The following is a 14,064-nucleotide window of genomic DNA, read 5'->3' on the forward strand; positions in this document are numbered from 1 at the left end:
GCATGGCTCCCGTAGTTCCCTGAACATCACCGGCCAAACGGGACCATAGTGGTGTAAGGGTGTACATGATGGAATCCGTGCGAGAGGGTTTCGCCGCAGGCACACCCGGGGGACCGGGTGATCTGTTCGACGCGTCCACCGACGCGGCTGCGGTGATATCGGAACACGGCGTCGTGGTGGGCTGGACCCGCAGCGCCGAGACGCTCCTCGGGCACGCGGCAGCGGACGTCGTCGGTGCCTCCGCCGCGCGCCTGCTCGCCGTGCCCGAGGACCCGGCACGGCTCGCCGGCGTCGTGGCCCGCTGCCGCGCCGGCAACGGCTGGAGCGGGCAGGTCGCCGTACGGCACCGGGACGGCCACCGCCTCGACCTGCAGCTGCGGGTCTCGGCCCCGTTCCGCATGAGCGGCACCGAGTGCTTTCTGCTGTCGGCCCGCGAACAGTGGCGGCCGTGGACCATGGGCCAGTCGGTCCTGGACGGCTTTCTGACCCGCTCGCCGGTCGGCATGGCCGTCATGGACACCGAGCTGCGCTACATCTGGCTGAACGACACCCTGGAACGCTTCGGCGGGGTCCCCCGTGACCAGCGGCTCGGCAAGCGGCTGAGCGAACTGCTCCCCGGGCTGCAGACGGAGGCCCTGGAGGGCCTGATGCGCAAGGTGCTCGCGACCGGGCTGCCGGTGACCGACTACGAGTACGTGGGCTGGAGCTGGGCCGACCCGCACCGCCAGCACGCCTACGCGACCTCGTTCTTCCCGCTGGTCGACGTCGCGGACGCCGTCACCGGCGTCTGCTACATGGTCCAGGACGTCACCGAGCGGTGGAACGCCCGCCAGCTGCTGACCATGGTCAACGAGGCCGGCACCAGCATCGGCAGGACCCTCGACGTGATGCGGACCGCCCAGGAACTCGCCGACTTCGCCGTCCCCCGCTTCGCGGACTTCGTCATCGTCGACCTGCTGGAACCCGTGCTCAGCACCGAGGGCCACGGAGCGTGGCTGAGCGACGCCGGACCCGCGCCCGCCAGGCCGGCCATGCGCCGTGCCGCACTGCGCTCGGTGCGCGACGGCACCCCCGAGGCCGTCGTCCAGGTCGGCGACCCGGTCGACTTCCTCCCGCCGACACACGACGCGCGCCTGCTCATCGACGGCGAACCGCTGCTCATCCCGGTCCTCGACCCCGACGACGCCCTGTGGGCCGCCCGGGAACCCCTGCGCGTGGCACGCATCCGCGAGTTCGGGCTGCACTCGCTGATCTTCGTGCCGATGCGGGCGCGGAACACCGTCCTCGGCCTCGCCACGTTCGCCCGCTCCCGCAACCCCTCCTCCTTCGGCACCGACGACGTCCTGCTGGCCCGGGAACTCGTGGCACGCGCGGCGGTGTGCGTGGACAACGCCCGCCGCTACACCAGGGAGCACACGGCGGCGGTCACCCTCCAGCGCAGCCTGCTGCCCCCGGTCCTGACCGGCGGCACCGCCCTGGAGGTGTCCTCCTCCTACCGGCCGGCGGACCCCTCCGGCGGTGTCGGCGGCGACTGGTTCGACGTGATCCCGCTGTCCGGTGCCCGCGTGGCCCTCGTCGTCGGCGACGTGGTGGGCCGCGGCATCACGGCGGCGGCCGGCATGGGCCGGCTGCGCACGGCGGTGCAGACCCTCGCCGCCATGGAGATGCCGCCCGACGAGCTGCTCGCCCATCTCGACGACCTCGTGCTCCGGCTGAGCGACGAGGAGGCCGCGGCCGGCACGGCCGCCCGGAGCACCTTCATCGGCGCGACCTGCCTCTACGCCGTCTACGACCCGGTCACCAGGCGCTGCGCGATGGCCCGCGCCGGACACCCGCCGCCCGTCGTCGTCTCACCGCGCGGACGCCCCTCCTTCCCGGCGATCCCGGCCGGGCCCCCGCTCGGGCTCGGCGGAATGGCCTTCGAGGCCACCGAGATCGAACTGGCCGAGAACAGCCTCTTCGGCCTCTACACCAACGGCCTCATCCAGGGGCTCGACCACGATGTCGAGCAAGGCATGTCCCGGCTCGCCGAGGCCCTCACCCGCACCGGCCAGGACCTGGAAGAGCTGTGCTCCTCCGCCGTGCGCACGCTCGTACCCGTCCCGCAGTCCGACGACATCGCCCTGCTCCTGACCCGCACCCGCGCGCTCGGCGCCGACCGGGTCGCCTCCTGGGACGTACCGCCCGACCCGGCCGCCGTCGGCGCCGTGCGCGCCCGCGCCACCCGCCAGGTCGAGGACTGGGGCCTCGGCGCGGAAGCGGCCATGACCACGGAACTCATCGTGAGCGAACTCGTCACCAACGCCGTCCGCTACGGCACACCGCCCCTGCGGCTACGACTCCTCCGCGACGCCCGCCTCACCTGCGAGGTCTCCGACGCCAGCAGCACGGCCCCCCGGCTCAGACACGCCAGGAGCATGGACGAGGGCGGCCGTGGGCTCTTCCTGGTGGCCCAGCTCGCCCACCGCTGGGGCTCCCGGTACACCGCCGAGGGCAAGATCATCTGGGCCGAGCAGGAGATACCCTGAGTCCCGATTTGCCTTCGAGTGGACTCCAGCAGCCAGACTGGCGACAACGGATTCCGAGGCGGACACAGAACAGGACGAGGGCCGATGGCATCGACGAACGGGGCGGGGCACCCCCTGCCGTACGACACCTACCGCGAGGCCGTCGCGCGCGAGACCCTGCGCCTCACCGAGGTGGTCAAGGGCGCCGACCCGGCGGGCGCCGTGCCCTCCTGTCCCGGCTGGACCCTGGCCGACCTCACCCGGCACGTGGGCGCGCTGCAGCGCTGGTTCTCCACCCTGCTGACGCAGCTGGTGCAGGAGCCTCCGCGCAGCCGCGACATCGAGCTGGGACTGCCGGAGACCGCGGAGGAGTACCCCGACTGGGTGGCGGCGGGCGTGCCCGAGGTCGCGGCCGTGCTGCGGGACACGGATCCCGACGCGGCGATGTGGGTCTGGGGCGAGGACCGGCACGCGCGGTTCTGGGCCCGCCGGATGCTCTTCGAGACGCTGGTGCACCGGGTGGACGCCGAGCGTGCCGTGGGCCTGCCCTCGGACATCGACCCCGTGCTCGCGGCGGACGGCGTGGACGAGTTCCTCGTCAACCTGCCCTACGCGGGTCTCTTCGCGCCCGGCGTGACGAAGCTGCGCGGCGACGGCGAGACCCTCGCCTTCCGGTGCCGGGACGCCGCCGACGCGAGGGCCGAGGAGTGGCGGGTACGGCTGGAGCCGGACGGCTTCCGCCCGGTTCCGCAGGCAGAGATCGAGGCCGACGCCTCCGCGCCGGTCACGGCGGCGGTGCACGGCGACGCGGGAGACCTCCTGCTGCTCCTGTACGGCCGCCGGTCGTACCAGGACCCGGTCTTCGAGGTCTCGGGCGAGGCCGCGGTCCTGGACAACTGGTTCGCGCACACGGCCTTCTGACCCGCCGCCGGCCCGGGGGCCGCGCTCACCCCGCCGGTGACGCGGCCGACGGCGGCTGCTCGGGGACCAGGCAGACCACGAGCGCCGCGGTGTCGTCCTGCAGGCTGTCGTGGCTGTAGGCGAGCAGGTCGTCGTGGAGCCGGCGGAGCAGTTCCTTCGGCGGGAGCGGGCCCCAGGTGCTCAGGCGCTGCAGCAGCGGATAGAAGACGCCCGCCGCGTCCCGTGTCTCCGTGACACCATCCGTGTACAGCAGCAGCTGATCGCCGGGACGGAAGGGGTACTCGTCGACGTGGTACGGGTCCTCGACCAGCATGCCGAGGTTCAGCGGCGGCCTCGGCCGTCCGCTGTCCAGTTCGCACACCTCGCCGGCGCGCAGCGAGATCGGCGGCGGATGGCCGCAGTTGACGATGCGGACGAGACGGCCGTCGGCGGGGATCTCGGCGAACACCGCGGTGACGAACCGTTCGCCCGTCTCCGTCCCGCCGAGCTGGGCCGCCCTGCGGCTCATGCTCGTGTCCGCCCGGCCGGCCAGCGCCAGCAGGTCGGGCTCGTCGTACGCCGCCTCGCGGAACGCGCCCAGCAGCGTGGCGGCGGTCTCGACCGCCAGCAGCCCCTTGCCGCGGACGTCGCCGATGAGGAGGCGGACCCCGAAGCGGGTCGGGACCGCCTCGTACAGATCACCGCCGATGCGCGCCTCCGCGCTGGCCGAGAGATAGAGGCTCTCCAGGCGGAGATGGCCGATGCGGTGCGGCACGGGCCGCAGCAGGACGCGCTGCGCGGTCTCGGCCACGAACCGCACATCGGCGAGGGTGCGTTCCCGCCGGATCCGGTGGGCGGCCAGGATCGCGCCGAGGCCGCCCACCAGGGCCGTACAGATGTAGGAAGCGACGTAGTGACGGTCCCACAGATAGCCGACGGACCGGCCCGCGCAGCACGGCGTACCCGCCAGCACCCCTTCGAGGGTGACGGCGAACACCGTGGCGGCGGCGACGCCCAGTGGCCCGAGCGCGAACGCGGCCAGTACGGGCACGCAGATCAGCGCGAAGCTCACCGGCCAGTCCACCGGTGTGGCCGGCTCCAGCAGCAGCACGGCCGCGACATAGAGGACCGGGAGCCAGCGCAGCCACAGTGGCGGCGCCGGCAGCCGGTGCCGGAGCGCGGCGTCCTCCGGCTCCGGGCCGGTCCTTTCGTCCTTCACCCGACCAGCCTGGTGCGCCGCGCCGCCTTACCCCGGTATTGCTCCACTCAACGGCATGTTCCGCCGGTCAGCGGTGGCCCCGTGCCGAGGCCGTGCCGCCGAAGCCGATCGCGAAGACATGCAGGCCCCCGGACGCGACGTCGGACGGCAGGCGCACCCCGCTGACCGTCTTGCCCGGGGTCAGTGCCACGGGAGTGGTGGCGAACACATAGGTGGTGGTGGGGTCGGACGCGGTGCCCGCGTGATTGCGGTACGGCAGGGTCACCGCGACGGTGTTGTCGGCGAGCGGTGAGCCGGCGCCCGCGCTCAGCGTCCAGTCGGACAGGCCGAGCGTGACCGGCTGGGTGGTGCCGTCCGTGTAGGTGACGGTGGCGGTGCCGGAGACCGGGCCGTTGTTGGCGGCGCCCAGGAAGGAGATGCTGCCGGAGCCGGAGGTCCGTACCGTCTGCCCGTTCGCCTCGTAGTTGTCCCGGGCGCCGGGCGCCACGTCCGGCCAGGTGAACGCCGCCCCGCCGACGGTGACCTCGGCACCGGGAGTGACTCCGGCGGTGGCCAGGGCGTGCGCGGAGTAGCTGAAGCCGGCGCCGTCGAAGTTGGCCGAGGCCGCGGCGGTGTCGCCGGACGTGCCGACGCCGCTGTAGGTGGGCGCGCCCGGGTAGGAGCGCGGTGCGGCGGCCGCATCCGACGCCCAGGACGTGTTGGGGGAGGTGCCGAGGACGTAGGTGAGGGTGCCGCCGCCGCTGAGGGCGCCGTCGGGAGCGTGGGCCGCGTTCCACGCGGCGCCGTTCCAGGTGGCGGACTGGACGTAGGGGGCGTCGTCCGCCGCACCCGTGCCGTCGATCGTCAGGGTGCGGCCGGAGGGCAGGGTGAGCACGGCCTGCGGGAAGAGCGGGCTGCCCAGCGCCAGATCGGCGGTGCCGGGGGTCTCGGGGTACATGCCGAGTGCGGACCACACGTACCACGAGCTCATCTCGCCCAGGTCGTCGTTGCCGGCCAGCCCGGCCGGACCGTCGGTCCAGATCTGGTCCTGGACCTGCCGGACGACCTTCTGCGTCTGGTACGGGCGGCCGATGTAGTCGTACTCCCAGGGGATGTTGAGACTGGGCTCGTTGCCGAGGTCGGTGTATCCGCCGGCGCCGGTCAGGGAGGACAGGTCCGTGTCAAGGAACGTGGCCATGGCCGCGTCGCCGCCCATGGCGGTGGCCAGTCCGTGCAGGTTGAACGGCACCATCGGCGTGTACTGCCAGGAGTCGCCCTCCACGAAGTTCCTGCCCGAGGTGGGTGAGAACCCGCCCGTCCACGTGCCCGAGGCGTCGCGCGGCTGGACGAAACCGCTGCTGTAGTGGAACAGGTTCTGCCAGTCCTGCGCCCGGTTCGCGAACCGCTGCTGATCAGCGGTGTGGCCGAGCGCGCCGGCGAAGGCCGAGATCGCGAAGTCCGCCGAGTTGTATTCAAGCGTGGTGGAGGCCGGGCCGTAGAAGTTGCAGCAGCCGTACTTGCCGTTGCTGGGCAGCCGGCCGAGCTGCTGCATGTAGGCGAGGCCGGGTCGGTTGTCGTTGGGGACGGTGGCGCCCGCGATCATGCCTTTGAGCGCGGCGGCGGTGTCGAAGTTCCGGGCCCCGAAGGCGTGGTAGTCGGCGATGATCTCGTCCGCCGGGTCGCCCACCATGACATGGGTCTCGCCGTTGTTCTCCGACCACTTGGGGAACAGGCCGGTCTGCCGGTAGTCGTCGACCATCGACTGGGCGGTGTCGGAGGCGACCTGCGGGGCGAGGAGACCTTCGAGCTGGGCCTGCGAGCGGTAGACGTCCCAGCCCGAGTAGTTGGCGTAGGCGGCGCCGTGGCCCTTGTCGACGGTGTGGATCCTGCCGTCGAAGCCGGGATAGCGGCGGTCGGTGTCGCTGATCACGTTCGGATGCAGCAGCGAGTGGTAGAGCGCCGTGTAGAAGACGGTCTGCCGGTCGGGTGTGCCGCCTGCGATCCGCACCCGGCCGAGCAGGGACGTCCAGGTGGCGCGCGCCGCGCCCTGCACCTTGGCCAGATTCCAGCCGGGGTTCTCCGCACGGCGGTTGGCCACGGCGCCCGCGGCCGAGACATAGGAGATCCCGACCTTGGCTTGAACGGCCTGGTGGGTGGTGGTGTCGAAGGTGACGTAGCCGTCGGAGCCGCTGGCCCGGGGACCGAAGGCGCGGGGCGTGCGCGGCATGGCACCGTGCAGCACGGGTCTGTTGGGCGCCTCGGGGGCGTTGGGCGAGGCGTCGGTCCTGGGCGTGGAGGGCGTGGCGGCGGCCAGCGCGGTACCGCTGTGCCGGAACGGCTGGTCGAAGACCATGTCGTAGTAGACGGTGTAGGAGTTGCCCTCGCCGCAGAAGTTGCCGCTGGTGATCTTGCCTCGCACCTCCGTGTCGTTCACCACGTCGAACTCGGCTGCCGTGTCGCCGTTCTCACTGGCCGTCAGCTTGAAGAGCAGGTTGGCCTGGCCGGTGGACGGGAAGGTGAAGCGCGCCATGCCGCTGCGGGTGGTGGCGGTCAGCTCCGTCTTCACCCCGTTGTCCAGCGAGACCGTGTACGAGCCGGGCGAGGCGGACTCGTTGTCGTGCGAGAAGGTGTCCGTGGCGGCCGTGTCCACGGCGCCGACGGTCGGCAGCACCGGGATGTCGCCGGCGGCCCGGCAGCCCGGTCCCGCGATGTGGGTCAGACCGAATCCGGTGATGGCCGAATCGGTGTACTCGTAGCCACCGCCGTCCGGCCGGTGGGGGCTGGTGTCGGGGCTCCACTGGACCATCCCGAACGGGGTGTCGGCGCCCGGGAAGTCGTCGGCGGCGTGTGTGGTTCCGATGAACGGGTTCACGAGCGAGGCCGGATCGGTGACCGGCGCGAGCGTGACGGGATCGGCGTGGACGGGGATCGAGGCGGCGCCCAGGGCCAGGGCGCCCGCGGCCAGCACGGACAGAAGTCGGAACGGCACCATCGTGACCATGTCCCTTCGACAACGATGTCCCGAAAAGTGGTCCCTTCGACCCCTGCTGTCAAGGACACGCGGTGCAGAACCAGCCGCCCGACTGACGTAACGTCATATCTCGTACACACGGCAACGCCGAGAACACAGCGGCCGACACCGGCAACGGACACATGGCGGCAACGGGCACATGGACGCGGTCGGCCTCGCCACCGCCTGCTACTTCGCGCCGTGCACCGGCTACGAGTCGGCGGCCCGGACGTTCCCCTTGGGGTGAGGTGTCATGCGCCTGCCGGTGAGTCCACGGGCAGTATCAGCCGGAACAGGGCCCCGCCACCCGGGGCCTGGTGGGCGGTGAGTTCGGCGTGATGGGTATGGGCGATCTGCCGGGCCATGGCCAGACCGAGGCCCGAGCCGGGCAGGGCACGAGCGGCTCGGGCCCGGTAGAAGCGGTCGAAGACATGAGGCAGGTCGGCCGCGTCGATGCCGGGACCGTGGTCGCGGACGGTGATCTCCACACGCGTGCCGTCCGGTGACCGGTGCGCCGCCACCTCGACCCGGCCGCCGGGCGGGGAGAACTTCGCCGCGTTGTCCAGCAGGTTGGAGAACAGCCGCGTCAGCCGGCTCGGCACCGCCGCGGTCAGGGCGGACGCGGCCGAGGGGTCGGTGTCGAGAACGAACGGGACGTTCGGCCAGTGATCGCGGGCGGCCGCCACCACGTGCTCCAGCAGCACAACCGGCGGGACCGACTCCAGCGCCTGCTGTGGCTCTTCGTCACGGGCCAGGTCGATCAGATCGTTGACCAGCGTGGTCACTTCCCGCAGCTGACGGGTGAGCGCCCCCGTCGCCCGCTCCCGCTGGCGCGGCGTCAGCTGCTCGGCACGCAGCAGGATCTCCGCGTTCGCCCGCAACGCCGTCAGCGGGGTGCGCAGTTCGTGCGAGGCGTCGGCCACCAGCCGGCGCTGCGCGGCCAGCGACTCCTCCAGGGCGTCCAGCATGGTGTTGAAGGTGACGGCGAGCCGGGTGATCTCGTCCTCGCTGCCCCTGGGCTCCGTGGGCAGCTCGATACGGAGCCCGGCGTCCCGCGTCGCCGTGATGCGTTCCGCGGTCGAGGTCAGCCGTGTCACGGGAGCCAGCCCCGAACGCGACACCCAGTAGCCCAGCAGCGCCGCGACCGGCACACCCGCCCCACCGATCAAGGCCAGCAGCCAGGCCGCCTGCCGCTCGGCCCGTCGCACCCCGTCCGAGCGCAGCGCCACCTGCATCGCCAGCCCCTTGCGCGCCGGCGTGGTCAGCACCCGCACCGGATGCCCGGCCACCGAGGCCGTGCTGTAGTACGGCGACCGATGGCGGCCGGCGACCTCGCGCACCGCGTCGGTGACGGGCAGCAGATAGGGCTGGCGCGGGTCGTTCGCCGAGGACTCGGGAACCAGTTGGGCGCAGGCGGGTGCGGCCAGATACCGGCACTCGCCGGCCTGTACGCCCGGACCCTCGTCCTGGTGCTGCTGCACGGCCAGCGTGGCCGCCTGCGTCAGCTGCAGGTCGAACTGCCGGTGCAGCGTGTAGACGGTGACGGCGTACGCGCCCGCGCACACCGCCAGCGCCACCCCCGCCACCGCGGCCGACGCGGTCAGCGCGAGCCGGCGGCGCAGCGGAGGGCGCCGGTGCCGGCGCGGCCGGGGCACCCGGCCGGCCGGTGGCCGACGCCGGGTCACCGCTCGTCCAGCCGGTAGCCCACGCCGTGCACGGTGTGGACGAGCCGCGCATCGCCGCCCGCCTCCAGCTTGCGGCGCAGATATCCGATGTAGACGGCCAGGGAGTTGGAGTCCGGCCCGAGGTCCCGGCCCCACACCCAGCGCATGATCGTCTCCCGTTCCAGCACCTGGCCGGGATGGCGCAGCAGCAGATCCAGCAGGCTCCACTCGGTGCGGGTGAACTCCAGCCGCCGCCCGCCGCGGCGCGCCGTGCGGGTCTGCGGATCCACGACCAGATCGGCGAAGCGCACCTGCGCGGACGGGACCGGCTCGCCGGGCCCGGCACGACGCAGTAGGGCCCGCAGCCGCGCCGCCAGCTCGTCCAGCGCGAACGGCTTGACCAGGTAGTCGTCCGCCCCCGCGTCCAGGCCGTCCACCCGGTCGCTGACCGCGTCGAGCGCGGTCAGCACCAGGATCGGGGTGCGGTCGCCGAGGGCCCGCAACTGCCGGCACACCGCGAGCCCGTCCACCACCGGCATCATCACATCCAGCACCAGCGCGTCCGGCTCCCAGTCCGCCACGGCCGACAGCGCCGCATGCCCGTCCGCCGCGCCCAGGACGGTGAAACCCTCCAGGGCCAGCCCGTCCTCCAGGGCGGCGCGTACCTCGGGATCGTCGTCCACGACCAGCACACGCGCAGCGCCGCCGGGGGATAGGTCCTGACCTGCATCGTTCATGGGGCCAAGCCTGCCAAACGGCGCTCTTAAAGACCTCTTAGAACAGACCGGGACCGTGCTCGGCATGGACATTCCGCTCTCCGTCGTGATCGGTGCCGGGGGCACCGGCGGCCATATCTACCCCGGACTGGCGCTCGCCGACGCGCTGCGCCGCCGGGTGCCCGACGCGGTGATCTCGTTCGTCGGCACCGAGCGCGGCCTGGAGACCAGACTCATCCCCGAGGCCGGATACCGCCTGCACACCGTCGACATGATCCCCTTCGACCGCTCCCTCGGCGCCCGGCGTTTCACCCTGCCCGCCGCCCTGCTGAAGTCCGCCGGCCAGTGCCGGACCATCCTGCGCGAACAGCGTGCGCACATCGCCGTCGGCATGGGCGGCTACCCGAGCGCCCCCGTCATCCTCGGCGCCCGGCTCGCCGGGCTGCCCAGCCTCGTCCACGAGTCCAACGCCGTACCCGGCCGGGCCAACGTCTTCGCTGCCCGGCTCACCCCGCATGTCGCGCTCGCCTTCGCCGAGGGCGGCGCCCATCTGCCCGGGTCCTGCCGGCCCGAACTCGTCGGCATGCCGCTGTCCGGGCCGCTTGCCGCCCTCGAACGCGACACCGAACGCGCCGACGCCCGCCACGCGCTGGGCGTCCCGTCGCACACCAGGCTGCTGCTCGTCAACGGAGGCAGTCTCGGCGCGGCCCGGCTCACCGAGGCGGCCCTCGGCCTGGCCGAACGCTGGCGGGACCGCACCGACGTACGACTCCTGATCAAGACCGGGCCGGCGGGGCTGGACGCGGCCCGCGCCCGGCTGAGCGCCACCGGCGCCGACCGGGTCGCCGACGCGGTGGCCTACCTGGACCGTATCGACCAGACCTATGCCGCGGCCGACCTGGTGGTGTGCCGTGCCGGCTCGGCGACCGTCGCCGAACTGGCCACCATCGGGCTGCCCGCCGTGCTCGTGCCGTATCCGCACGCGCCCGGCGATCACCAGACCCACAACGCCCGCGCCCTCACCGGGATCGGCGCGGGGGTCCTGCTGCGCGACGAGGAGACCACCGCCGGTTCCCTCGAAGCCATGGCCGGCTCCCTGCTCGACGACGCGGTCCGGCTGCGCGCGATGTCCGGCGCCGCCGCGGCGGCGGGCGTCGGCACCCACCACCGCGGCGCCGCGGACCGGCTGGCCGTCAAGGTGCTCCAACTGGCCGGACAACCCATGCGCACCACCGTCCCCGGCCCACGGTGACCCACACCGAACCGACCCACGCCGAATCGCCCGGCACCGAACCGACCTACGCCCAAGCGACCGGCACCGAGAGTTCCACTTTCCAGAAAGGCACCGCCATGCACGCACCCGGCTTCTTCCACGGCCGTACCGTCCTCGTCACCGGAGCCGAGGGGTTCATCGGCTCGACGCTTGTGGATCTGCTCGTCCGCGAGGGCGCCACGGTCCGCGCCCTGGTCCACTACAAGCCCTACGCGGAGAAGGGCAATCTCGCCCACCTCCTGGACCACCCCCAGGTGCAGGTGATCGCGGGCGACGTGCGTGATCCGGGCCGCGTGCTGGACGCCGTCGCCGGCTGCGACACCGTCTTCCACCTCGCCGCCCTCATCGGCATCCCCTACAGCTACGACTCGCCGGGCGCCTACGTCGCCGTGAACGTGACCGGCACCGAGAACATCGCCGAAGCCTGCCGGCGTCACCACGTCCGCCGTCTCGTACACACCTCCACCAGCGAGGTCTACGGCACCGCCCTGACCGTCCCGATCGCCGAGGACCACCCACTCCAGCCGCAGTCGCCGTACTCGGCGTCGAAGATCGGCGCCGACATGATGGCCCTCTCCCACCACCACGCCTTCGACCTGCCCGTGACGGTCGTCCGCCCCTTCAACACCTACGGCCCCCGCCAGTCCGCCCGCGCCGTGATCCCCACGATCCTCGCCCAACTGCACTCCGGCGCCCGTGAGATACGTCTCGGCTCGCTGACCCCCACCCGCGACTTCACCTATGTCACCGACACCACCCGGGGATTCCTCGCCGTGGCCCAGTGCGACCGGGCGCTCGGCGAGGTCGTCAACCTCGGCGCCGGCGAGGAGATCGCCATCGGCGACCTGGCCCGCAGGCTGATCGCCGTCTCGGGACAGGACGCGGAGATCGTCGTCGACGAGGCCCGGCTGCGCCCGGCGGCGAGCGAGGTGCACCGGCTGCTGTCCGACAACTCCCGCGCCCGTACCTGGGCCTCCTGGAAGCCCGAGGTCACCCTGGACGAAGGCCTGAGCCGCACCTCGGACTGGATCCGCGCCAACCTCCGCCTGTTCGCGCCGGGCCGATACGCCGTCTGACGGAGCGTCAGCACGTCAGGGAATGTCAGAGGATGCTCTCCTCCTCCGGCACCACGACCTGGTCGATCAGATGCTGGATCCGGTCCGTGGGCAGGGCGACCGCCAAGGCCCAGTAGTAGATGACGAGGCTGAAGACGGCCACGACCCCGATGTCCCACCACAGCGGGAACCAGGGGTGCTTGAGCGGCCCGAAGTCACTGAGGTAGACGATGAGGCCCATGCCCACCAGATAGACCGGCAGCCACTGCGCGGCGCGCAGGTCGAGCTGGGGGGTGATGGGATTCATCTTGAACAACCGGTTGGCGACGAGGATGACATAGCCGATAAGGATGGCCACGCCCAGCTTCCAGTCGGTGGTCCAACCCGACCACAGGATCAGCAGGTTGGCGACGATGAAGGCGAGCGGCGACAGCCAGACGGCGCCCGGCAGCCGGTAGGGGCGGTGGGCGTCGGGCAGCCGGCTGCGGAACACCCCGAGGGACAGTGGGGCGCCGGCGTACATCAGCACACTGGCGCTGGTGATCAGGCCGACCAGCGAGCGCCAGCTCGGGAAGGGCAGGAAGCAGACGCAGCCGATGACGAAGGCGGTGATCAGACCGACCCAGGGCACACCGCGCCGGTTGGTGGCCTCGAACGCCGAGGGCACATAGCCGTTGCGGCTCAGGCCGTAGGACACGCGGGAGGAGCCGGTGATGTAGATCAGACCGGTGCCGGCCGGGGAGATCACGGCGTCGAGATAGAGGACCGTGGCCAGCCAGCCCAGGCTGATGAGCGTGGCGACCTGGGCGAAAGGCCCGCTCAGCGTGGTGAACGCGGAGTTCGCCCAGTGGCTGCCGATCTGGGAGGCGGGCAGCGCAGCGAGGAAGGCGACCTGCAGCAGGATGTAGATCAGGATGCCGATGATGATCGATCCGATGACCGCGCGCGGGATGTCCCGCTTGGGGTTGGCGCTCTCGCCCGCGAGCTGGTCGGCCTGCTCGAAGCCCAGCAGCGCGAAGATGATGCCACTGGTGGAGACGGCGGACAGAATGCCCTTCGCCCCGTACGGGTCGAAGCCGTCGGCCGCCGTGAAGTTGCTCGTGTGGAACTGGGCGAGGGCGAACACGAAGATCGTCAGCAGTGGGATGCCGACCTTCCACCAGGTGGCGGCGCTGTTGGTGCGGGCCAGCAGCCGGATGCTGAGGAAGTTGATGGCCGTGATGACGGCCATCAGCCCGACGGCGACGGCGATACCGGGCGGCGTCAGGATGTGCTCGCCGCCGCTCACCTTCTCCCAGCCGCTCGCCCAGGAGTAGTGCTGGCCGTATGTGATCATCGCCAGCACCTCGATGGGCGCCACCGTGGCCGCCTGCAGCCAGGAGAACCAGCCGAAGGACGCACCGGCGGCGCCGCCGAAGGCATAGTGCGGGAAGCGGGCGGTGCCGCCCGAGACCGGGTACATGCCGCCGAGTTCGGCGTGCACCAGCGCCAGGATGAGAATGGCCAGGCCGCCGACGGCCCAGGAGATGATCGCCGCGGGCCCCGCGGCCGCCAGGGCGCCCTGGGCGCCGAAGAGCCACCCGGATCCGATGATCGACCCTTCCGAGGCCCAGATGAGCCCGATGAAGCCGATCTCACGACGAAGCCCAGGTCTGTGAGTCTTGGGACCGGGTTCAGCCTCTGACACGGCCATGGCCGACACCCCCTCAGTTGGGTGATGTGCATCACTATCGTGCCACGC

The 14,064-nt window shown here is 72.0% G+C and carries 9 protein-coding genes; 4 read left to right on the forward strand and 5 right to left on the reverse strand.

What is annotated here, in order from left to right; genetic code table 11:
- The first annotated feature begins 68 nt into the window (after positions 1 to 68).
- The gene (locus IE277_RS22760; RefSeq protein WP_189955304.1) at positions 69 to 2,528 is read left to right on the forward strand and encodes a SpoIIE family protein phosphatase; all 2,460 of its coding nucleotides are present in this window, start codon (positions 69 to 71) and stop codon (positions 2,526 to 2,528) included.
- Between the two features lie 84 nt (positions 2,529 to 2,612).
- Positions 2,613 to 3,428: a maleylpyruvate isomerase family mycothiol-dependent enzyme gene (locus IE277_RS22765; protein WP_189955240.1), complete on the forward strand. Its 816-nt coding sequence runs from the start codon at positions 2,613 to 2,615 to the stop codon at positions 3,426 to 3,428.
- Between the two features lie 25 nt (positions 3,429 to 3,453).
- Here the strand turns inward: IE277_RS22765 and IE277_RS22770 are convergent, their stop codons facing one another.
- From IE277_RS22770 to IE277_RS22785, 4 genes are all read right to left on the reverse strand, one after another.
- Positions 3,454 to 4,626, reverse strand: coding sequence for a PP2C family protein-serine/threonine phosphatase (locus IE277_RS22770; RefSeq protein WP_229881909.1), 1,173 nt, complete (start codon positions 4,624 to 4,626; stop codon positions 3,454 to 3,456).
- A 67-nt stretch (positions 4,627 to 4,693) separates the two neighbouring features.
- Positions 4,694 to 7,606 (reverse strand): lectin, encoded by a 2,913-nt coding sequence (locus tag IE277_RS22775; RefSeq protein ID WP_229881910.1) that lies wholly within the window; start codon positions 7,604 to 7,606, stop codon positions 4,694 to 4,696.
- A gap of 260 nt (positions 7,607 to 7,866) precedes the next feature.
- Positions 7,867 to 9,300: a HAMP domain-containing sensor histidine kinase gene (locus IE277_RS22780; RefSeq protein ID WP_229881911.1), complete on the reverse strand. Its 1,434-nt coding sequence runs from the start codon at positions 9,298 to 9,300 to the stop codon at positions 7,867 to 7,869.
- A complete protein-coding gene (locus IE277_RS22785) occupies positions 9,297 to 10,016 on the reverse strand; it encodes a response regulator transcription factor (protein WP_189955242.1) in 720 nt (239 codons plus the stop codon). The genes IE277_RS22780 and IE277_RS22785 overlap by 4 nt, the downstream gene beginning before the upstream one ends.
- Before the next feature lie 64 nt (positions 10,017 to 10,080).
- On the opposite strand from IE277_RS22785, the gene IE277_RS22790 reads away from it, so the two are divergent.
- Both IE277_RS22790 and IE277_RS22795 read left to right on the forward strand, forming a co-directional pair.
- Entirely contained in the window at positions 10,081 to 11,247 is a 1,167-nt protein-coding gene (locus IE277_RS22790) for a UDP-N-acetylglucosamine--N-acetylmuramyl-(pentapeptide) pyrophosphoryl-undecaprenol N-acetylglucosamine transferase (RefSeq protein ID WP_189955244.1), read from the forward strand.
- A 98-nt stretch (positions 11,248 to 11,345) separates the two neighbouring features.
- On the forward strand, positions 11,346 to 12,344 hold the full coding sequence (locus IE277_RS22795) for an SDR family NAD(P)-dependent oxidoreductase (RefSeq protein WP_189955312.1): 999 nt from the start codon (positions 11,346 to 11,348) through the stop codon (positions 12,342 to 12,344).
- 25 nt (positions 12,345 to 12,369) lie between these two features.
- Here IE277_RS22795 and IE277_RS22800 read toward each other — a convergent pair whose 3' ends face one another.
- On the reverse strand, positions 12,370 to 14,016 hold the full coding sequence (locus IE277_RS22800; protein WP_189955246.1) for an APC family permease: 1,647 nt from the start codon (positions 14,014 to 14,016) through the stop codon (positions 12,370 to 12,372).
- Positions 14,017 to 14,064: the final 48 nt, after the last annotated feature.

This window comes from Streptomyces alanosinicus, assembly GCF_014650595.1.
Classification (GTDB): Bacteria; Actinomycetota; Actinomycetes; order Streptomycetales; family Streptomycetaceae; genus Streptomyces; species Streptomyces alanosinicus.

Bases quoted from the DNA above. Each gene is read 5' to 3' on its own strand.
- IE277_RS22800 (WP_189955246.1), bottom strand. From the start codon at position 14,016: ATGGCCGTGTCAGAGGCTGAACCCGGTCCCAAGACTCACAGACCTGGG.
- IE277_RS22775 (WP_229881910.1), bottom strand. From the start codon at position 7,606: ATGGTCACGATGGTGCCGTTCCGACTTCTGTCCGTGCTGGCCGCGGGC.
- IE277_RS22785 (WP_189955242.1), bottom strand. From the start codon at position 10,016: ATGAACGATGCAGGTCAGGACCTATCCCCCGGCGGCGCTGCGCGTGTG.
- IE277_RS22790 (WP_189955244.1), top strand. From the start codon at position 10,081: ATGGACATTCCGCTCTCCGTCGTGATCGGTGCCGGGGGCACCGGCGGC.
- IE277_RS22760 (WP_189955304.1), top strand. From the start codon at position 69: ATGGAATCCGTGCGAGAGGGTTTCGCCGCAGGCACACCCGGGGGACCG.
- IE277_RS22795 (WP_189955312.1), top strand. From the start codon at position 11,346: ATGCACGCACCCGGCTTCTTCCACGGCCGTACCGTCCTCGTCACCGGA.
- IE277_RS22765 (WP_189955240.1), top strand. From the start codon at position 2,613: ATGGCATCGACGAACGGGGCGGGGCACCCCCTGCCGTACGACACCTAC.